Source organism: Micromonospora sp. NPDC049497 (genome assembly GCF_044465805.1).
Lineage (GTDB): Bacteria > Actinomycetota > Actinomycetes > Mycobacteriales > Micromonosporaceae > Micromonospora.
The window spans coordinates 56627-76235 of sequence record NZ_JBITMC010000006.1 but is presented as its reverse complement, the minus strand read 5'-3'; the positions used below and the strand labels follow the sequence as shown (position 1 = coordinate 76235).

18 protein-coding genes are annotated in these 19609 nt (G+C 72.2%); 6 read left to right on the top strand and 12 right to left on the bottom strand.

The genetic code is table 11. The features are described 5' to 3' along the window. Positions 1-107 precede the first annotated feature (107 nt). The 5 genes from ACIBR0_RS11255 to ACIBR0_RS11235 form a co-directional block, all read right to left on the bottom strand. Positions 108-707, bottom strand: a complete 600-nt coding sequence (locus ACIBR0_RS11255) for a TetR/AcrR family transcriptional regulator (RefSeq protein ID WP_396714482.1) — start codon at positions 705-707, stop codon at positions 108-110. 46 nt (positions 708-753) lie between these two features. After that, positions 754-2991 (bottom strand): molybdopterin-dependent oxidoreductase, encoded by a 2238-nt coding sequence (locus tag ACIBR0_RS11250; RefSeq protein ID WP_396714480.1) that lies wholly within the window; start codon positions 2989-2991, stop codon positions 754-756. A 97-nt stretch (positions 2992-3088) separates the two neighbouring features. Continuing rightward, positions 3089-4963 (bottom strand): transketolase, encoded by a 1875-nt coding sequence (locus tag ACIBR0_RS11245; protein ID WP_396714891.1) that lies wholly within the window; start codon positions 4961-4963, stop codon positions 3089-3091. A gap of 140 nt (positions 4964-5103) precedes the next feature. Next, positions 5104-7089 carry a SpoIIE family protein phosphatase gene (locus ACIBR0_RS11240; RefSeq protein WP_396714478.1) on the bottom strand — a complete coding sequence of 662 codons (1986 nt, stop codon included), beginning with the start codon at positions 7087-7089 and terminating at the stop codon, positions 5104-5106. 207 nt (positions 7090-7296) lie between these two features. After that, positions 7297-7659 (bottom strand): STAS domain-containing protein, encoded by a 363-nt coding sequence (locus ACIBR0_RS11235; protein WP_396714476.1) that lies wholly within the window; start codon positions 7657-7659, stop codon positions 7297-7299. A gap of 255 nt (positions 7660-7914) precedes the next feature. On the opposite strand from ACIBR0_RS11235, the gene ACIBR0_RS11230 reads away from it, so the two are divergent. The 4 genes from ACIBR0_RS11230 (at position 7915) to ACIBR0_RS11215 (ending at position 11409) form a co-directional block, all read left to right on the top strand. Beyond that, positions 7915-8667: a GAF and ANTAR domain-containing protein gene (locus tag ACIBR0_RS11230; protein WP_396714474.1), complete on the top strand. Its 753-nt coding sequence runs from the start codon at positions 7915-7917 to the stop codon at positions 8665-8667. A 27-nt stretch (positions 8668-8694) separates the two neighbouring features. Continuing rightward, positions 8695-9939 (top strand): MalY/PatB family protein, encoded by a 1245-nt coding sequence (locus ACIBR0_RS11225; RefSeq protein ID WP_396714472.1) that lies wholly within the window; start codon positions 8695-8697, stop codon positions 9937-9939. Positions 9940-10001: 62 nt separating this feature from the next. Next, entirely contained in the window at positions 10002-10493 is a 492-nt protein-coding gene (locus tag ACIBR0_RS11220) for a hypothetical protein (RefSeq protein ID WP_396714470.1), read from the top strand. A gap of 82 nt (positions 10494-10575) precedes the next feature. Continuing rightward, positions 10576-11409, top strand: a complete 834-nt coding sequence (locus ACIBR0_RS11215) for a PIG-L family deacetylase (RefSeq protein ID WP_396714468.1) — start codon at positions 10576-10578, stop codon at positions 11407-11409. 96 nt (positions 11410-11505) lie between these two features. Here the strand turns inward: ACIBR0_RS11215 and ACIBR0_RS11210 are convergent, their stop codons facing one another. The 4 genes from ACIBR0_RS11210 to ACIBR0_RS11195 all read right to left on the bottom strand — a co-directional run bounded on the left by ACIBR0_RS11210 (position 11506) and on the right by ACIBR0_RS11195 (position 15295). Beyond that, positions 11506-11898, bottom strand: a complete 393-nt coding sequence (locus ACIBR0_RS11210; protein WP_396714466.1) for a hypothetical protein — start codon at positions 11896-11898, stop codon at positions 11506-11508. Positions 11899-12097: 199 nt separating this feature from the next. Then, a complete protein-coding gene (locus tag ACIBR0_RS11205) occupies positions 12098-13453 on the bottom strand; it encodes a hypothetical protein (RefSeq protein WP_396714464.1) in 1356 nt (451 codons plus the stop codon). Positions 13454-13505: 52 nt separating this feature from the next. Continuing rightward, on the bottom strand, positions 13506-14168 hold the full coding sequence (locus tag ACIBR0_RS11200; protein WP_357028976.1) for a response regulator transcription factor: 663 nt from the start codon (positions 14166-14168) through the stop codon (positions 13506-13508). Then, on the bottom strand, positions 14165-15295 hold the full coding sequence (locus ACIBR0_RS11195) for a sensor histidine kinase (protein ID WP_396714461.1): 1131 nt from the start codon (positions 15293-15295) through the stop codon (positions 14165-14167). The genes ACIBR0_RS11200 and ACIBR0_RS11195 overlap by 4 nt, the downstream gene beginning before the upstream one ends. Before the next feature lie 228 nt (positions 15296-15523). Here ACIBR0_RS11195 and ACIBR0_RS11190 point away from each other — a divergent pair, with 228 nt between their 5' ends. Next, complete coding sequence (locus tag ACIBR0_RS11190) at positions 15524-15964, top strand: DUF6223 family protein (RefSeq protein WP_396714459.1); 441 nt, start codon at positions 15524-15526, stop codon at positions 15962-15964. 199 nt (positions 15965-16163) lie between these two features. Then, positions 16164-16505 carry a metalloregulator ArsR/SmtB family transcription factor gene (locus ACIBR0_RS11185; protein WP_357029018.1) on the top strand — a complete coding sequence of 114 codons (342 nt, stop codon included), beginning with the start codon at positions 16164-16166 and terminating at the stop codon, positions 16503-16505. Between the two features lie 155 nt (positions 16506-16660). On the opposite strand, the gene ACIBR0_RS11180 is transcribed toward ACIBR0_RS11185, so the two are convergent. The 3 genes from ACIBR0_RS11180 to ACIBR0_RS11170 all read right to left on the bottom strand — a co-directional run bounded on the left by ACIBR0_RS11180 (position 16661) and on the right by ACIBR0_RS11170 (position 19582). Then, positions 16661-18265 carry a DHA2 family efflux MFS transporter permease subunit gene (locus ACIBR0_RS11180; protein WP_396714457.1) on the bottom strand — a complete coding sequence of 535 codons (1605 nt, stop codon included), beginning with the start codon at positions 18263-18265 and terminating at the stop codon, positions 16661-16663. Between the two features lie 334 nt (positions 18266-18599). Beyond that, complete coding sequence (locus tag ACIBR0_RS11175) at positions 18600-19103, bottom strand: GNAT family N-acetyltransferase (protein ID WP_396714455.1); 504 nt, start codon at positions 19101-19103, stop codon at positions 18600-18602. A 224-nt stretch (positions 19104-19327) separates the two neighbouring features. Further along, positions 19328-19582 carry a GNAT family N-acetyltransferase gene (locus ACIBR0_RS11170; RefSeq protein WP_396714453.1) on the bottom strand — a complete coding sequence of 85 codons (255 nt, stop codon included), beginning with the start codon at positions 19580-19582 and terminating at the stop codon, positions 19328-19330. Between the last annotated feature and the right edge of the window lie 27 nt (positions 19583-19609).

Sequence of the window (19609 nt, the reverse complement as noted above, 5' to 3'; positions counted from 1 at the left end):
CGCCCCGGGGGCCGGTGGTGGCGGCCGATCGCGTCATCCGTGGTCGTACACGGGGACCGCGATGTCGCGCTCGCAGAGGGCCCGCACGATGAGGGTTTCGATCAAGGTCAGAGACCGGGCTCCGGGCGCAGCGAGGACAGCAGCAGGTCGGCGAAGTGGGTACCGACCTGCTGCGGGGTCAGCCGGCCGTTGCTGCGGAACCACGCGCCCAGATGGTGCACCGCGCCGAAGAAGTAGTCGACGACCAGGTCCGCCGGCACGTCGCCGCGGAAGGTCCCGGCGCGCTGGCCCTCCTCGACCAGCGAGCGGAAGCGTTCGTGGTACTCGCGGCGGGCCGCCCGCACCGCGCGCTGGCGGTCCGGCGAGAGCAGGTGCATCGACTGCAGGAACACGGTGGCGTCGTCGAGGTTGGCGATCGCGGTGACCACCACGTCGGCGGCGGCGGTGTGCAGCCGCCGCGCCACGGGCTGCGCGCCGGCCATGATGGCCTCCAGGCGCTCGCGCTGCATGCGCAGCAGCCGCTGGTAGATCTCCTGGAGCAGGTCGTCCTTGGCGGCGAAGTAGTGGTACATCGCGCCCTTGGTGACCCCGGCCGCCTCCACGATCTCCTGGACCGAGGTCTTCTCGAAGCCCTTCTCCGCGAACAGTCTGGTGGCGACCGCCAGCAGTCGCTGCGGCAGCGCCTCGCCGTCGCCCGTCCGACCCACCGGTGCCCGTCCCTCCCGGGGCCGCCCGCCGGCCCGGTGCGCCAGCCTACGCAGGTGCCGCCGGTGCGGTGGGCTCGACGCGCACCGGGATGCCGTTGAGCACGACGTTGCCCGACAGGGGGTCGACCGCCGTCTCGTCGGTGAGCACGTTGCTGTTGACGCCGGCATGCGCGCGCGCCACCGACTGGCGGGTGCCCGGCACGTCGTGGCCCCACCCGTGGGGCAGACTCACCACGCCCGGCATGGTGTCGGCGGTCACCTCCACCGCGACGACGACCGACCCGACCCGCGACGAGACGCGCGCGGCTTGCCCGGTGGCCAGCCCGAGCGTCGCCGCGTCGTCGGGATGCACCTGCAGCGTGCACCGGTCCCGGCCCTTGACCAGCGCCGGCACGTTGTGCATCCAACTGTTGTTCGACCGCAGGTGCCGGCGGCCGACGAGGACGAAGCCCTCCGGCGACGCGTCGCGGGCCTCGCGGAGCCGGGCCACGTCGGCCGCGATCGGCGACGGGCACAGGTCGACGGCTCCGGTCGGTGTGCGCAGCACCTCCGGCAGCCGCGGTCGCAGCGGTCCCAGGTCGACACCGTGCGGGTGGTCGAGCAACCGGGTCAGGGACAGCCCGTCCGGTCGCTGTCCGAACAGGTCGCCGTACGCGCCGAACCGCAGCCGCGCGTCGAGCAGGCGTTCGGCCGGCCCGTTTCCGGCGACCAGCGCCCGCAGCTCACCCGCCGGCCGGCCCAGTCCCTCGGCCGCCTCGGCGACCACCTGGCCGAGCATCTGCTCGTGCAGCACCGCGGGGTCGGCGCCGGCGCCCTGCCCGGCGGCGATCAGCGTGAGCCGGGCGAGGATCTCGCACTCGTCGGGGGTGTCGGGATCCAGTGGCAGCGCGGGCGGCGAGTAGCTCGCCACGTTGCGCACGGCCAGGGTGAGGAACGCGAAGTCGTAGTGTCCCGAGCGGGCGGGGTCGGGTGGCGGCAGCACCACGTCGGCGTGCCGGGTGGTCTCGTTCAGGTACGGATCGACGCTGACCATGAAGTCGAGCGAGCCGAGCGCGCGGTCCAGCCGTTCGCTGTTCGCCGTGGACAGGACCGGGTTGCCGGCAACGGTGATCAGCGCCCGGACCTGGCCCTCCCCCGGCGTCTCGATCTCGTCGGCCAGCGTGGCGACCGGCAGCTCGCCCTTGACCTCGGGCAGTTCCCGCACCCGGCTGGCCCAGCGTCCGGTGCGGAAGCCCTTGCCCGGGCCGCTGGCGCGGACGCGTTGGTGGGCGGCGAGGGGGAACATCGCCCCGCCGGGCCGGTCGAGGTTGCCGGTCAGGATGTTGACCACGTCGACCAGCCAGCTGGTCAGGGTTCCGAACTCGACGGTGCAGGTGCCGATGCGCCCGTACACGGCGGCCGTGGGGGCGGCCGCGAGCTCGCGGGCGAGCTCACGGATGCGCGACGCCGGCACCGCACACCGGTCGGCCACCCGCTCGGGGGCGAACGCCGCGGACAGTTCCCGGACGTCGTCGAGACCGGTGACGTGCTCCGCCAGCCGGCCGAGCCGCACGAGGTCCTCGTCGAAGAGGGTGTGCACGACGGCGAACAGCAGCAACGCGTCGGTGCCGGGTCGGATGGGCACGTGCTCGTCGGCGGCGGCCGCCGTACGGGTGCGGCGGGGGTCGACGACCAGGAACCGGCCGCCGCGCGCCTGCAGCGCCCGCAGCCGGCCGGGGAAGTCCGGCGCGGTGCAGAGGCTGCCGTTGGACTCCCAGGGATTGGCGCCGAGCAGGACGAGCAGGTCGGTGCGGTCGAGGTCGGGCACCGGGATGGCGTTCGGGTCGCCGTACAGGTAGCCCGAGGAGACGTGCTTGGGCATCTGGTCGACGGTGCTGGCGGAGAAGACGTTGCGGGTGTTGAGCGACCGGACGAGCGGGCCCACGTAGAGCCCGCCGGCCATCGTGTGCACGTTGGGATTGCCGAGGTACACCGCGACCGCGTCGCGGCCGCCGGCCCGGGCGGCGTTCAGCCCGGCCTCGACGGCGGCGAACGCCTCGTCCCAGCCGACCTCGCGCAGCGTGCCGTCCACGCGCAGCAGCGGCCGACGCAGGCGGTCGGGGTCGGCGAGGAGCTGCGGGAACGCGGCCCCCTTCGGGCAGACGAAGCCATGGCTGAAGACGTGCTCGCGGTCGCCGCGGGCATGCGTGACCCGGTCGTCGGCGATGGTCAGGGTCAGGCCGCAGGTGGCCTCGCAGAGGGGACAGGTGCGGTACGCCGTGCGCGTCGCGGTCGTTCCGGGCATCGCGGGGGCCCTTCCGATGGGATACCGACTGGTCGGTATGGTGACACGCCGCCCGGACGGCTGTCACCCCCCGCTGCCACCACCGGCGGCCGTCACGTCAGCCGGGCTGTGCAGTCGGGGCGCGCGCCGCCGCGACGATGGCGCTCACCCCGATGCCGGCCTCGTCCATCAACTGGGCCGGCTTACCCGAGGTGGGTAGCCCGCGCACCGCCAGGTGTGCCACGCGCAGCGGCTCGGCGACGTCGGCCAGCGACTCGAGGACCGCGGAGCCCAGGCCGCCCTCCGGGTAGTGGTCCTCGACCACCACCAGCCGGCCCCCGGTGACCCGGACAGCCTCGATCAACCGCTCCCGGTCCAGCGGCTTCACCGAGTAGAGGTCGATGACCCGGGCGTTGATCCCCTCGCGCGCCAGTTCGTCGGCGGCGGCGAGGCAGTTGTGCACCGTCACCCCCGCCCCGATCAGCGCGACATGATCGTCGTCGCCGCCGCCGCGGAGCAGTTTGCTGCCACCCACGGGGAAGGTGTCGTCGTTGTCGTAGAGGACGGGGTGCCCGCCCCGGGTGGTGCGCAGGTAGGTGACACCCCTGCGGTCGACCATCTGGGCGACGAGGGCGGCGCAGGACACGGCGTCACTGGGATACAGGACCGTGGACCCCTGCACCGCGCGCATGGCCGCCAGGTCCTCCAGCCCCATCTGCGAGGGACCGTCCGCCCCGATCTCCACGCCCGCGTGGGACCCCGCCAGGGCGATGTCCGCCCGGGAGACGGCCGCCATCCGGACGAAGTCGTACGCGCGGGAGAAGAAGGCGGCGAAGGTCGAGGCGAACGGCCGGTACCCGCGTACCTGGAGCCCGACCGCCGCGGCGACCATCTGCTGTTCGGAGATGAACATCTCGAAGTACCGGTCGGAGTGGGCCTCGGCGAACCGGTCGGCACGGGTGGAGTCACTGACCTCGCCGTCCAGGGCGACCACCTCCGGCCGCGACCCCACCGCGCGCAGCGCGTCACCGTACGCGTTCCGCGTGGCGACCTTCGCGCCCCTGTCGTACCGGGGCAGCACCGGCGGCTGGCCCGTGGGCGTGGGGGCCGACGGTACGGGATCCGGCCGCGGCGTCGCCACGCGGATCTGGCGGACCCCACCGAGAGCGTCGACGGCTCGCTCGGCCATCTCCGGTTCCAGTTGCTTGCCGTGCCATCCCGGCTGGTTCTCGATCTCCGGCACACCCCTGCCCTTGACCGTCCGGGCGAGCACCACCGTGGGACCCGTCGCCTGCCGGGCGCGGCCCAACGCCTCGTCGATGGCGACCAGGTCGTGGCCGTCGACGACGAGCGCCTGGCAGCCGAACGCCTCGACCCGCCGACGGTAGGTGTCCAGGTCCCACTCCAACTCGGTCGGTCCCCGCTGCCCGAACCGGTTCACGTCGACGATCGCGGTGAGGTTGTGCAGCCCGTAGTGGCCGGCCTTGTCCAGCGCCTCCCAGACGGAGCCCTCGGCCATCTCGCTGTCGCCGCACAGCACCCACACCCGGAACGGCAGACGATCGAGGTACCGGCCGGCGAGCGCGATCCCGACGCCGACCGGCAGCCCCTGACCGAGCGAGCCGGTCGCGACGTCCACCCAGGGCAGCGCCGGCGTGGGGTGTCCCTGCAGGCGCGACCCGAACTGGCGGTAGGTCTCGACCAGTTCCTGGTCGGTGATCGCACCGGCGGCCTTGAAGACCGCGTACAACAGCGGCGAGGCATGGCCCTTGGAGAAGATCAGATGGTCGTTGGCGCGACCGCGGGGGTCCGCCCAGTCGTACCGCAGGTGCCGGGACATCAGCACCGCGAGCAGGTCGGCGGCGGAGAGGCTGGATGTCGGATGCCCCGATCCGGCTCTGGTGCTGCACCGGATCGAGTCCACCCGGAGCTGGGCGGCGAGCTCCGCCAGTTGGGTGAGGTCCTCCTCGCGCAGGGTGCGCTCCGCTTCCATCGTCACCGGCATCGCCTTTCGCGCCACGCTCGTCGCGGGCAGCCCACCCGGTACGGGCCGTCCCGCCTCACCGCTGCGGCAGCTTCCGCTGACCGCCTCCGCAGTCAACGTAGCCAGGAAGGCGGCACATCGTCGGCGCTTCAGTGGGTCTGGGTGCCACTCCCAGGGGAATCAGCCAGAAGGTGGCGCAGTCCGGTCAGTTGCAGTACACCGTGGGCGGGGCTGTGCCGGCTCGCGGTGACGTGCAGCTCGGTGATGGTGCGGGTGACCTCGTGCAGGATCTGAACGCCGGTGCTGGTCAGGTGGGTGACAGCGGTGAGGTCGATGGTGATCGGAAGGCTGCCGCCCCGGCTTGCCTGCATGATCGCGGCGCGAAGCCGAGGGCCGGTGGCCAGGTCCACCGGGCCTTGCACCCGCAGTGTCCGGCCCATCGGGGTCTCGATGACGGCCAGCGCGAACTCGTCGACCACGATGGGCTGCTTGTGCGGGCCGGCGGCCTGGGCGGTGGCCACGGTGGTGACGTCGGTGGCCCGGCCGACGTGATGGCGCATGCTGACGGTGGTGCCGGCTTCGGTGTGCCTGACCTCCACACGGTCGACGAGTCCCCGGATCATGGTCAGTCCGCGACCGCGACCGCCGGGGTCGTGGACCGGGGGCCGCCACTGTCCCTGATCGGTGCAGGTGAGATGGACGACGCCCTGCTCGTCCAGCCGGGCGCGCATCGTGAATGCCCCCGACGTGCCGCTTCCGTAGGCGTGGTCGATGGCATTCGTGGCGGCCTCGCCTGCGGCGTGGATGAGGTCGCTGACGTCCTGCTCCCGGCCACCGATCCGATTGAGCCAGTCGCGCAGGTGTTGACGCATCGGGCGCAGCGCTGTCGGGTCGGCGGGAAGAGTGAGGTGAAGGGGCGCGACGGGCTCCGGCAGAAGGTGGGCGGCCAGGAGCGTGGTGTCGTCGCCGAAGCCGCCCCCGGCCAGGGCGAGACGTTCCGTGACCAGGGTGCAGATTCGATCGGGTAGTCGGTCCGGCAGCGTGGTGTCCTCGTCGAGCACGTCGCGCCGAGCTGCCGCCGCGGCGGTGGCCAGGGCACCGGGGCTGTCGTGCAGGCTCTGCCGTGGCCGCTCGATGAGGCCGTCGGTGTAGAGCAGCAGAACATCGCCGCCCGCCAGGCGGAAGGTGTGGACCGGGGCGGGACCGGCTCCCGTGCCGAGTGGTCCCGCGGGCGCCAGAGGCAGGTACCGGCTGTCGCCCGCGGCGTCGATCACCAGCGGCGGTGGGTGTGCGTGGCTGGCCACCTCAAGTGCGCCCGTGGTGGGGTCGAGCACGGCGACGCAGGTGGTGGCCGCTCGGGTCGTGGTGGCCTGGGCCGCGAAGGCGTTCAGGACGCTCAGCACGTGCGGCAGGCTGCCGTCGGACTGGAACGCCTGCCGGGTGACGGTGCGGAGTTGACCCATCGCCGCCGCGGCCTGCGCACCGTGCCCGACCACGTCGCCGACGGTCAGCGCGAGCCGCCCGTCGGGCAGAGGAACGACGTCGAACCAGTCCCCGCCGGCGACGAGGTCGTTGCCCGCGACGAGGTAGTGAGCGGCGACCTGTACGCGGGGCAGGACGGGCAGCACGTCGGGCAGGAGGCTGCGCTGCAACTCCAGGATCAGACCAGCGGCTTGGCGGTAGCGGCGTTCGGCGGTGGCGGCGGCGGCTTCGGCGGCCCGCCGGGCGGCCACCACGGGCGTGGCGTCGACAGCCTGCACGATCACCCCGCGGACCGAGCCGTCCGGGTTGCGCCAGGGCGCCATGTCGAAGGTGTAGAACGCCTCGGTCAACCGGCCGTCGCCGTCACGGTCGGTCAGGACGCGCTGCTCGTAGCCGTGCGAACGTACACCCTGAAGGGCCTGGTCGAGGAGTTCGAAGATGTGCTGACCTGCCAGTTCGGGTACCGCTTGCCTGAAGGGTTCGCCGATCAGACCACTGCGGTTGCCGACTGCCGCTCGCACCGCCGGATTCGCGGCAACGACCCGCAGCTCAGGACCTTCGAAGATCCATACGAATCCGGGCAGGTCCTCGAAAGCGTCGACCACCGCCTTCGGGTCGCCCGAAGACCAGCGAGCTTCATGCGGACGGACCATTGGTGTTACCCCTAACCCGGCGTGGCTAGCAGCACCTTGCCATTTCCACCCTCATCGCGCCAATCCGTTGCATCGAGCGCCCGCGAAGCGGGGCGTGGATTGCCGGACCGGGATGAGCGCCAGCGGGGTTTGGGTTGATCCAACTGCTGGGTAGATCAAGCGGGCCAGCAACGGGTACGACCCGACAGACGTGGAGGGAAAGGCAGGTCAGTCCGTGGTGAATTGGTGCCGCAGGCCGACCAGGTCGAGGACGGTGACGGTGATCCGGGACGGCTCGCGCAGCACCAGCGTGCATCCGCCCGAGGCGACCCGCCCGCGCACCGTCAGCAGCGCCGTGATCCCGGCGGCGCTGAAGAAGTCCACGCCGCTCATGTCGAGCACCAGCACCGGGGGCGGTTGGCCGGCCATCACGCCGTCCACGAGGTCGACGAGCAGGCCGACGGTGTCCATGTCGAGTGGCCCGCGGACGCTCAGCACCGCGGCCGGGCCTTCCCGTGCGACCGCGAGGGACAGGGTCGACCGGCGGGGGGTCCCCCGCACCGCCCGGGATGGCGCCTGATGGACGGACATGAGCTGCTCCTCGGTGAGGATGTCGGGACCGGGTCGGCGCTCGGCCCGCCGTCGGCGGGTGGCACTGGTCCTGGGCTCATGTCCGAACCCACGTCGACCCTAGCCTGCTCCCGCCCGATCCGCACCCTGCCCCTCGGGCAGCGCGGGCCCGCCGGCGACGAATCGCGCTGCCCGGCGGCTCCCCCGGGGAGCGGGCCAGGACAGTCCTCACCTTCGGTGGAACAACGGACACATGGTTTTCAGGAGGTGGCGGTGGTGTCCGACGCTGCTGAATCGCACCTTGCCTCGGCGTACGGCCGGCTGTTGACCCTGCTCGCGGATTCGCTGCACGTCGACCTGTTCCTCGACCAGGTCGTCCGGGTCGCCGCGGAGGTCGTCACTCCCGCGGTGGCCTGCGGGCTGACCATGCGCCGGGACGGCGGCGCCTTCACCGTCGCCAGCAGTGGCGACCTCGCCGCGAAGGGCGACGAGATCCAGTACGGCGCCGACGAGGGGCCCTGTCTCGAAGCCCTGCGCCGTGGACGGGTCGTTGAGGTCGACGACCTGCGCGCGGACCGCCGCTGGCGCCGCTACCGGGAACACGCGCTGCGGCTCGGCATCGTCAGCTCGCTGTCGCTGCCGATGACGGTCGACCGGGAGACCGTCGGGGCGTTGAACCTCTACGCCACCGAGCCCGGAGCCTTCACCGAGAAGGCACGCCGGAACGCCGTGGCGTTCGCCGACCAGGGGACGGCGGCGCTGGCCATCATCCTCCGCCAGGCCGACCAGGCGCTGTTGCACCAGCAGCTCACCGACGCGATGGCCTCCCGCAGCGTCATCGACCAGGCCCTCGGGGTGCTGATGGGCCAACAACGGTGCACCGCCACGGAGGCTTTCACCCTGCTCCGGCAGGCGTCGCAGCGCCGTAACCGCAAACTGCGCGACGTCGCTGTGGAGATCATCACGCAGGTCACCGGCGAGTCCCCGCACCCGGCGCCCCGGTTCGTGACGCCCCGCCAGCAGTCGTGACCAGCGCGGCGGCCTAGGGTGGGCGGCATGGCAAGCCCGGCCCCCTTCGCCGACGGATCCGCGGACCAGAACCCCCTCACCCGGCTGACGCTGGACGAACTCCGTCAGCGCACCAGCGTGAAGTGGCGCATGCACCCGCCCGACGTGCTCCCCCTCTGGGTCGCGGAGCTGGACGTACCCCTCGCTCCCCCGGTTGGCGACGCGCTGCACCGCGCGATCGACCTCGGTGACACCGGGTACGCGCACGGCACGGCGTACGCGGAGGCGGTCGGCGACTTCGCCGCCCGGCGCTGGGGCTGGAACGGCTTCCGCGCCGACCACACGACGGTCGTACCGGACGTGATGATGGGCATCGTCGAGGTCCTCCGGCTCGTGACCGATCCCGGAGACGCCGTGGTCGTCTGCTCCCCCGTGTACCCGCCCTTCTACGCCTTCGTGGCTCACGCCGGCCGGCAGGTGATCGAGGCACCGCTCGGGCCGGACCTGCGGATGGACCCGGCCGCTCTCGACGAGGCCTTCCGCCGGGCCCGGGCCTGCGGCCGCCGGCCGGCGTTCCTGATCTGCAACCCGCACAACCCGACCGGCACGGTCCACCGCCGCGACGAACTCGAGGCCGTCGCCACACTGGCCGACCGGCACGGCCTGCGGGTGATCTCCGACGAGATCCACGCCCCCCTGGTGCTCCCCGGGGCGCACTTCACGCCGTACCTCGCCGTGGCCGGCGCGGAGAACGCTTTCGCCCTGGTCTCCGCCTCGAAGGCGTGGAACCTCGCCGGCCTCAAGGCGGCGCTCGCCGTCGCCGGGCCGCGGGCCGCCGCGGACCTCGACCGCATGCCGGAAGAGGTCGGCCACGGGCCGAGCCACCTGGGCGTCGTCGCGCACACCGCCGCGTTCCGCGCCGGCGGACCGTGGCTCGACCTCCTCCTCGACGGCCTCGACGCCAACCGCACGCTCCTGCGGACGCTGCTGGCCACGCACCTCCCGTCGGTCACGTACCACCGCCCCGAGGGCACCTACCTGGCCTGGCTGGACTGCACGAGGCTGGGCATCGACACCGAACAGCCGGACGGCGGACCCGGCGTGGCCAGTGACGTCGCCGGGCCCGCGAAGATGTTCCTCGACCGCGCGCGGGTCGCCCTCAGTTCCGGGCACGTCTTCGGCACCGGCGGGGCAGGCTTCGTACGCCTCAACTTCGGCACCTCGCCGACGATCCTCACCGAGGCCGTCACCCGCATGGGCCGGGCGGTCGACGCGCACCGGTCGGCGGGATGAGCCCTCGGATGAGTGAGCGCCGGCACCGGAGGGACCAGAAGGGAAGCCCCGTGCGTCGCTGGATGTCCGTCCTGACCCTGACCGTGCTGCTCGCCGGTTGCGGCGCCGGCGAACAGGTCGGGCCCCGAGCGTCGACGCCGGTCTGGCAGAGCGCCGCGCCGACCACCCCGGCCGCGCTGACACCCGCCGAGGCGAAGAGCCGCTACCTGGCGATCGTGGCGCCGTACAACATCGCGTTGGAAGAACTGGAGGACGCGGCCAACGCCGGGAAGCCGTGGCGGACGGTCCGGACGCTGGCCGCCGAGGTGGCCCGGACGAACGCGGCGCACGCGGTCGAGCTGCGCGAGGCGGTCTGGCCGGCGGAGGTACGGGCGCCGATGGCCGCACTCCTCAAGGAGAACGACGTCGCGCTACGGCACTGGCGGCGGGCCGGCGAGGCGGCGGACGCCGACGCGCTGATGCGGGAGATCCGCGCCGCAGCGGCGCACAGTGGCGCCACGGAGGCCGGCCGGGTGCGGACCGCGCTGGGGCTGCCCGCGTACCGGGAGGGCTGACGGTGGGTGGGGATCGTCGCCGGGGTACGGCGGCGGCGTCCGCGGGCCCGCGCGGAAGCGACGACCCTCGTAGGGTGACGGCATGGCTGAGCGAACTCTGACGTTGATGGCGGTGCACGCCCACCCCGACGACGAGGCGACGAGCACCGGTGGTGTCCTTGCCCGCTACGCGGCGGAAGGGATCTCGACAGTGCTGGTGACCTGCACCGACGGGCGATGTGGCGACGGTCCTGGCGGGGTCAAGCCCGGCGACCCGGGGCACGAGCCGGCCGCCGTGGTGGCGATGCGCCAGGAGGAACTGGAGGCCAGCTGCGCGGCGTTGAAGGTCACCCACCTGGAGACGCTCGGCTACGCCGATTCCGGAATGATGGGCTGGCCGACCAACGACCTGCCCGGCGCGTTCTGGACGACCCCGGTGGCGGAGGCGGCGGACCGGCTGGCGGAGCTGATCCGGCGGTACCGCCCGGACGTGGTCGTCACGTATGACGAGAACGGCTTCTACGGCCATCCGGACCACATCCAGGCCCACCGCATCACCATGGCCGCCGTCGCGATGACGGACATCCCGGCGAAGGTGTACTGGACCACCGTGCCGCGCTCGGCGTTCGAGGAGTTCGGCCGGGTCATGAAGGAGATCGGCGTCGAGTGGGCCGAGCCGGACGCGGCGTCGGCGGATCAGGTGCCGCAGCTCGGTCTGCCCGACGACGAGATCACCACCTGGGTGGACACGAGCAACTACGGCGCCCAGAAGTTCGACGCGTTGGCCACGCACGCCAGCCAGACCGAGAACATCTTCTTCCTGCAACTGGGCAGGGAGCGGTTCACCGAGCTGATGGGCATGGAGACCTTCGTCCGGGTCCGCGACACCACCGGCGCGCCGGTACCCGAGAACGACCTGTTCGCCGGACTGCGCTGACCGTTTCGGCTCGTTCCCGAGGCCGGGCCGGCCGACCCTGCGGGGCTCGACGGGTGATCGCTGGGCGAGGCAGACCTCCGAGGGCTTGCCCACCAATCACCCGCAGTTGTCGAACTCGGCGGAGAAGTGGGCCCGCATCGTGGTGTAGTCGGCCGTCCCGTCCTCGGTGACGAATGACATGTCGGTCAGCGGCGTGCCGGCCGGGAACCGGTCCGTCCGGTCCGGCACCGGCAGCGCCGCGGAGTAACGCCGCCCGGCCGTCGTGTCGACCGCCACCGACAACACGCCGGCAAACTGCGCCGGTGGCGCCTGCCGTACGGTGGCGAAACCCGTGCCGAGAACGATCAGGCCCTCCCGCACGCTCGCCTCGGTCGGCTGCTCGGCGTCCCAGATGAGCGTCACGTCGCCGCTCTCGCCGACGTCGGGCATCTGCTCCACCTGCACCGCCGCCACCGTGTCTCCGGTGCAGACCGGCGCGTAGACAGCCATCTGTCCGTCGACCCGTACGTAGCCCACCCGATAGTCCGGGCGGGGCGGATGCGTGCAGGCCGCGCCAGCCTGACTGAGGCTGAGCAGCAGCCCCGCCAGCAACCAGCATCGACGTCTTCCCCGGGTCGACACCAACACGAGTTCCCTTCCCGTCGGCCACGACCTCGTACCGGGGCCGGCACGGGGTGCACATGGTGGCTCAGTCCGCGGCACCCCGGACGTGCTTGACGCAGTCGGCGTGGAGGGTGGACCAGGGCACGTCGAAGATCTCGTCGGACGTCTGCCGCGGGATCCGACGGTCGTGGATCACCGCCTTGACGAAGGCGAAGACCCGCTCCTCGCCGAACCGTTCGACGAGGTACCGGACGGCGAGGTACGCGATCCCGTAGCTACCGACCACCCGCGCGTCCGGGGTGTCCTCGGTGGGTGCGAGGGTGTCGAGCTTCCCGTCCCAGCCGCGCTTGACCAGCCGCCGCGTCTCGGTCAGCCCGTTGTACCGACCGACCGTGGCGGCGTACTCGGCCAGCCCTTCCGTCAGCCACCACGTCGAGTCGTCCAGACCGTCGTGGTCGGGCAGCGAGGCGACGTGGGTCAGCTCGTGCCGCAGCAGCTCACCCAGCCCGGCGGCGGTGTACCTGTCGTGCCTGACCACGACCTCGTGGTCGCCGCCGAGGCCGATGGCGTACCCGGCGACCCACTCCGGTTGCTCGCCGCCGTACCAGCGTTTCCACTCCTTGGGGCCGGCGTAGTAGACCCGGTACCGGTCCGGTCGGTCGCCGGTCACGACGTACTGATCGGCGGTCCGCGCCGCCGCCTCGGCCCGCGCCAGCAGGTCCGGCAAGTGCCGGCGGAACGCAGGGGTCGTCGCCACGAGCGTGCGCCTGCCCACCGCCACGACCATATTGCTGATCTCCCAGGGCAGGGCACCAGCCTGTACGGTCCCCCGGCCGGCCAGCTGCGGCACGGGCTCGGACTGCGCCAGTTCGAGCAGGCGCGGCTCCGCTCCGCCGTCGCGCCACCGCGTCTCGACGAGCACAGAACTGGGCCGGCGGCAGTCCGGCACCGCGAAGCAGTACCGGAACTCCACCGACAGCCGCCACTCACCCGGTCGTCCGGCCTCGGTGGGCAGGCCCTTCGGCCGACCCTGCCAGTCGCTCACCCGCAGCGCCCGCAGCGTGGCGAACCGGCGGCGGAGGTTGGCGTGCACGGCCGGTTCCGCGATCGCCAGGAACGCGGCCTGGTCTCCGCTGAGCAGCGCGCCGGACTGCCGATCCAGCTGCACGGTGATCCGCTCGGCGAGTTTCCGAGCGGCGCGGGTGGTCGGGTTCTCCGCCGGTGCGGCGATCCGCGCGAGCGTCGCGTCGGTCCCGCGGACCGCACCGGCCGGCAGCACCGTCGACGCGCCGCCAGCGAGCAGCAGCAGGACCACGACGAACGCCGTCCACAACGGCCAGCGCCGGCGAGGTCGCCGGTCGGGCAGCGGATGCGGCGCCGGCCCGGTCCCGGCGGGCGTGGTCGGCGGGTGGTCGTCGGCCACAGGCTCCCCGTATGTCACGCAGCGAAGGGTACGGCTGCGCCGCCACGTGTCCTTCCCGGGGCTGCCGATGTCAGCGGTTGCGGGGGGATACCAGGCCGCATTCGTAGGCGAGGACCACGAGTTGGGCGCGGTCGCGGGCACGGAGCTTGACCATGGCCCGGTTGACGTGGGTCTTCGCGGTCAGTGGGCTGATCACCATACGGTCGGCGATCTGGTCGTTGGACAGGCCCTGCGCGACCAGGACGACGGCCTCACGTTCGCGGTTGGTCAGCCCTTCCAGGCCCGGGCCGGCGGCCGGGTGGAGCGGCTCGGAGACGTACCGGTCGATCAGCTTGCGGGTGATCGACGGTGCGAGCAGCGCGTCGCCGCGCGCGGCGACGCGGATGGCGTGGAGGAAGTCTTCCGGCTCGATGTCCTTGACGAGGAAACCGGCCGCGCCGGCGCGCAGCGCGTCGAAGACGTGTTCGTCGAGCCCGTAGTTGGTCAGGATGACGACGTGCACCCGGGCCAGGGCCGGGTCCGCGGCGATGCGCCGGGTCGTCTCGATGCCGTCCATGACCGGCATCTGGATGTCGACGAGCGCGATGTCGGGCAGGTGTTCCCGGACGAGAGCCAGGCCCTCCCTGCCGTCGGCGGCCTCGGCCACCACCTCGATGTCGTCCTCGACGTCGAGGAGCGCGCGGAAGCCGCTGCGAAGGAGCGGCTGGTCGTCGACCAGCAGGACACGGATCATGATGTCCGGCCCACGGGAAGTTCGGCGTGGACGGTGAAGCCGCCCTCGTGCCGTGGTTCGGCGCGCAGCCGACCGCCGAGGGCCGTGACGCGCTCGCGCATCCCGAGCAGTCCGACGCCGGGCACCGGGGCGGTGTCCGGCATGGCCGTGCCGTCGTCCTCGACCCGGATGGCGAGGGCGTCCGGACGGTAGTCGATCCGGACCGACGCGGTGGCGGCCGAGGCGTGACGGGCGATGTTGGTCAGCGACTCCTGCACGATCCGGTACGCGGTCCGGTCCACCGCGGCCGGCACGTCGTGTCGCTGTCCTTCGACCGTCAACGTCGCGTCCAGGCCGGTCGCGCGGGCCCGTTCCACCAGTTCCGGGAGGTGGTCGAGCCCGTGCGGCGGGGCCTTGCCGTCGTCGCGCAGCGCCCCCAGGGTCGCTCGCAGCTCCCGGGTCGCCTCACGACCGGCCTCCCGGATCGCCAGCAGGGCCTCCGGGACCTCCTCCCCACGCTTGCGGGCCAGGTGGACGGCGACTTCGGCCTGCACCTTGATGATCGAGATCTGGTGGGTGAGGGTGTCGTGCAACTCCCGCGCGATGTGCAGCCGCTCGTCGTCGGCGCGACGGCGCGCGGTCTCCTCCCGGGTGCGCTCGGCTTCGTCCGCCCGCCGCTCGGCCTGCCGCAGCGCTTCACCCGCGGCACCGGCGGCGACCAGCCAGGCCAGCTCGAGGGCGCCCCGCCCCCGTGCGAGCGCCTCGCTCACGGACATGTCCTGCGGCAGGGTGAGAGCCGCGAGCGGAAGAGCGGCCAGCATCAGCACAGCCGCCACGACCGTGACGCCGCGGTGGCCCGCGCGCACGGCGACGTACACCGCGAACAGGAACGCGACGGCGGGCACGTCGAAACCGACCGCCTGGTAACCCACCGCGCAGAGCCCGGTGACGGCCAGGACGGGCACCGGGGCCCGGCGGCGCGCGGACAGCGCCAGACCACCCGCCACCAACAGGGTGTAGCCGAGCAGGTCGAGGTCCGTGGCGACGTGTTTCCCGGACAGCGCGGCGACCAGCAGCGTCGCTGCGACGCCAACGGCGATGGCCCCATCTCTGATGCCGGCCGGAACGCCGACCCGTCCTGTGTACACAAGCGCACCCTAGCCAGGTCCGGCCGCGGGCGACTCCTCCTGGCTGACGAGCCGCCGCCTACCGCACACGCGGTACCTCCCCGCCGTCTGCGACGTCCGCAGCAGTCGGCTGCGCCACCGGTGGCAGCGCGAAGTGCGTACGCCTGCAGGACGACCGGCGGCGGGCCCGGGCGACATGATCAGGCGACATCCGGACCTCGGGAACGAGACGCAGGAAAGAGGAGAGCCATGAGCTCAGGAACGCTGAAGATGATCCGTCTGGTGCTTGCCGCCGCCGCGGCCACCCTGCTCGGAGGGTTCGGGCTCGCCGCACCGGCGGCCGCGTACGTCTCGGGCCAGCCGGCCGCCGCCAGTGTCTCCACCATGAGCGCCGGGCGACTCGGGGCCTCGGTGGCCGCCGTGCTGGGGCTGGCCGGTGTGATCATCGCCGGACTGGCTCTGGCCCGCCGCACCAGTCGTGTCGGCACCGGGACCGGACGACCCGGGGCCACCGTGGCCCTCGCCGCGGGGCTGATCGGCATGGCCCTCGGCGGGCTGGTGGTGGCCACCTCCGACAGCGGCATCGGCACCGGCAACGGCCGGGGCGGGGCCTACGTGGCCGTGGTCGTGGGGCTGATCGCCACGGTCCTGGGTGGACTGGCTCTGCACCGCTCCCGCCGCACCGGCTGAGCGGCCGGCCCGGCCATGGTGCGGCGGTGCCATGTCGCGGGTTCTGCCCTCGGGGCGCTCTCCGGCGGGTGTGGGGAGCCCTCCATGGCACGGCGAGGATGGGCAGCGGCAGGTCGCCATCGGGTACTGCTGCGCGTTCCACCGGCCTGTCGACGGTGTTGATGGAACGATGTAAGACGTGGGAACCGCGAAAACTGCTATGCCTGCCATCTCGCCGCTCTCCGGCGAGCCGATCAAGCGTGCCGATGCCGAGCGGCTCGCGGAAGTGCTGAAGGCCTTCGCCGATCCGGCTCGACTGCGACTGCTCAGTCTGATCCAGTCGGCTCCGGAGGGCGAGGCGTCCGTCACCGACCTCACCGCGCCGCTGAATCTCTCCCAGCCGACCGTCAGTCATCACCTCCGGATCCTCACCGAGGCGGGTCTGCTCGAGCGCGAGAAGCGCGGCGTCTGGGCGTACTACCGCCTGGTGCCGTCCGCGATCGCGGCGATAGCCGACCTGTTGACGCCGCCCCGCAAGCGGGCGACGAAGAGAGCCCGCTGACGGGCAGGATGATCCGACGCGCACCGCCCTTCGCCCACGGCGAAAGAACGACGAACTGCACGTCGCCCGAGACGGCGGAACCCGGGAGCATCGTGTGCTCCCGGGTTCCGCCGTCGTAAGAACGTACGATCAGACAAGCTGCCCGACAGGTCGGGTCAGTGGATGACGACGGGGGTCCTGATCTGCTCGTCGCCCGGCTGGTCGTCCAGCAGGTGCGAGCGTTCCCGCCGACGGGGCAGGAACGCGGCCGGGATGAACGTCAGCAGCACCAGTGCGAAGCCCACCCAGAACGTCGTGGCGAAGGAGTTGGCGGCGAAGTCGAGCCCGCGCTCGATGACCGACGGCTCGACCGGGAACTGCTGGGTCAGCTCCGGCCGTTGCTGCACGGCGATGGCCAGGCCGGCTTCGGTGACCGGGGCGCCGTTCGGGTCCACCGCGCCGGGGATCGGCCGGGAGTTGTTCAGCTCGTTGGTGAGGATCACCGACATCACCGCGGCGCCGACGGAGCCGCCGATCTGTTGAAGGATGTTCACCAGGGTCGAGCCGCGGGCCACCTCCGGGCCGGAGAGGGTCCGCAGCGCGGAGGTCATGATCGGCATCATCGTGCCACCCATGCCGAGACCCATCACGAACAGCGAGCCGCACAGCAGCACGTACGACGTGTTCGGGTCGACCTGGGTGAAGGTGAAGAACCCGGCCGCGATCAGCACCAGCGCGAACGGCACCGTACGGCCGACCGGCACCTTGTCGGCCAGCATGCCGGCGATCGGCATGGTGACCATCGCGCCGAGGCCCTGCGGCGCCATCAGCAGGCCGGCGGTGAGCGTCGACTCGCCGCGCACCTGCAGGAAGTAGCTGGGGAACAGCAGGCCGGCGCCCATGAACGCGATGATGAACACGAACAGGGTCACCGACGCGATGGTCAGGCTGCGGTTATGGAACAGCCGCAGGTCGAGCAGCGGGTGCCGTGGCTTGAAGGAGTAGAGGACGAACGCCACCACCAGCGCCGCGCCGACCAGCATGGGCAGCCACACCTCGGGGTCGGCGAAGGTGCCGGCCTCGGGCAGTGTGGAAACGCCGTACAGGAAGAGGGCCAACCCCGGCGAGAGCATCAGCATGCCGAGGAAGTCGAACGACTCCGAGGGTTCGGGGTTGTCCTTCGGCAGGGCCATCTGGGCGTAGACGAGCCCGATCGCACCGATCGGCAGGTTGATCAGGAAGATCCAGTGCCAGCTCGCCACGTCGATCAGCCAGCCGCCGAGGATCGGGCCGCCGATCGGGCCGAGCAGCATCGGGATACCGAGGACGGCCATCAACCGGCCGATCCGGTGCGGACCCGCGGCCCGCGTCATGATCGTCATGCCGATCGGCATCAGCATGCCGCCGCCGAGGCCCTGCAGCACCCGGTACCCGATCAGCTCTCCGATCGTGTCGGCGGTGGCGCAGAGGCCCGACCCGATCGTGAACAGCGCCAGGGCGATCATGTACAGCCGTTTGGTGCCGAACCGGTCCGCCGCCCACCCGCTGAGCGGGATGACCGTGGCCAGCGCGAGCGTGTAGCCGGTCATCGTCCACGCGACGCGGGCGTAGGAGGCGTCGAACTCGCTCTGGAACGTCGGCAGCGCGACGCTCACCACCGTCACGTCGAGGATCGACATGATCGCGCCGAGCACGACGACGCCCGCCACCTTGAAGACCGCGGCGTCGAGCTTGTCCGATGTCGGAACAGGCTGCGGTGTCGCGACAGGTTGCTGTGTCACGAAATCTCCTGAGTCAGATTGGCCGAACGGATGAGCGGTGGTGGCCGGCGCGACGCGTGCCAGGACAGGGGCGCGACGTGCTGAGGGGTGAAACCGCAGGAAGACTATCCGCCGGCACCGACACCCCGCCGCTTGTTTAGCGACCGGCAGAGGGCCACGTGAGGCCGATCACGCCCGGTGTCCGGGCAACCGGCGGCGAGCCCGTACCACGGTCGCGGTGCGCGTGGGAGCGGCGAGACCTTCTCCATGCTCATGAGATCGCGGAAGGACAGCGTCAACGGCAGTTGAGCAGGGTGCACATCCACGGGGAGGGACACCCTCGCGGGTACACCTGTCAGCCGGACACTTCTGCGGCGCCTGGCGTCGGCAGCCGAAGCCGCATCGCGGGAGACGTCGTGCGGACGAAGCCGAGCGAGCGGTAGAGCGGCTCCCCGCCCGCGGAGGTGCGCAGGTCCACGGTCCGGATTCCGCGGTCGCCGTACCAGGTGAGCAGTGCCGCCATACAGAGCCGGGCGTACCCCCGCCGCCGCTGGTCCGGCTCGGTCACGACGTTGAAGACGTATCCGCGCTCGCTCGTCGGGTCGTCCGGCCCGCCGAGCCGGCAGTCGACGGCACCGACCGCAGAGGCAGCCAACGCGCCGGGCCGGTCAGTGCGGTTGACGACGAAGGCGACCATGGTGGGGTCCGGAGCAGCGAGCCGGGTCCGGAGGGTCTCGAACGCCGCTCGCTGCCACCCGTCGGCGGCCGAGCCGCGCACGGCGATCTCGCCCAGGAACACGCCCCTCAGACGCACCAGCTCCGCTGCGTCCGCCGCCGTGGCCCTGCGCGCCTCACCCATGGCCCGGAAGAGTAGTCACCGCGCGGACGACCCTGCCGGGCGATCGTCGCCGCGCCGACCGGTCGGATGCCGACTAGAGCTCCACGCCGCACGATCCGTCGCAGTACGGGGGCGGTCCCGGTGGCGCCGCAGGCGCGGGCCGCCATCCGGGTCTCACGACGCATCCCGCCGTCGACGCCAGGCCGACCCATCGAAACCCGCAGGTCGCCGCGCCGCCGGCTCGGTCACGGGTGCCGGACCAGGTCGGCATACTCGGCGTGGCGGCCGATGTAGGAGGCGACGAACGAGCACAGCGGGACGACGGATCGGCCCTGCCGTCGTATGTCCTCAAGCGCCTCCCCGACCAGTCGCGAGCCCAGTCCGCGCCCCTCGTGGGCGACGTCCACCTCGGTGTGGGTGAGGACCACGCGGTCGTCGACGAGGCGGTAGTCGGCGAAGCCGGCGAGGGTGCCGTCGACCAGAACCTCGTACCTCGTCATGTCCGGATTGTTCCGAACGACGATCAT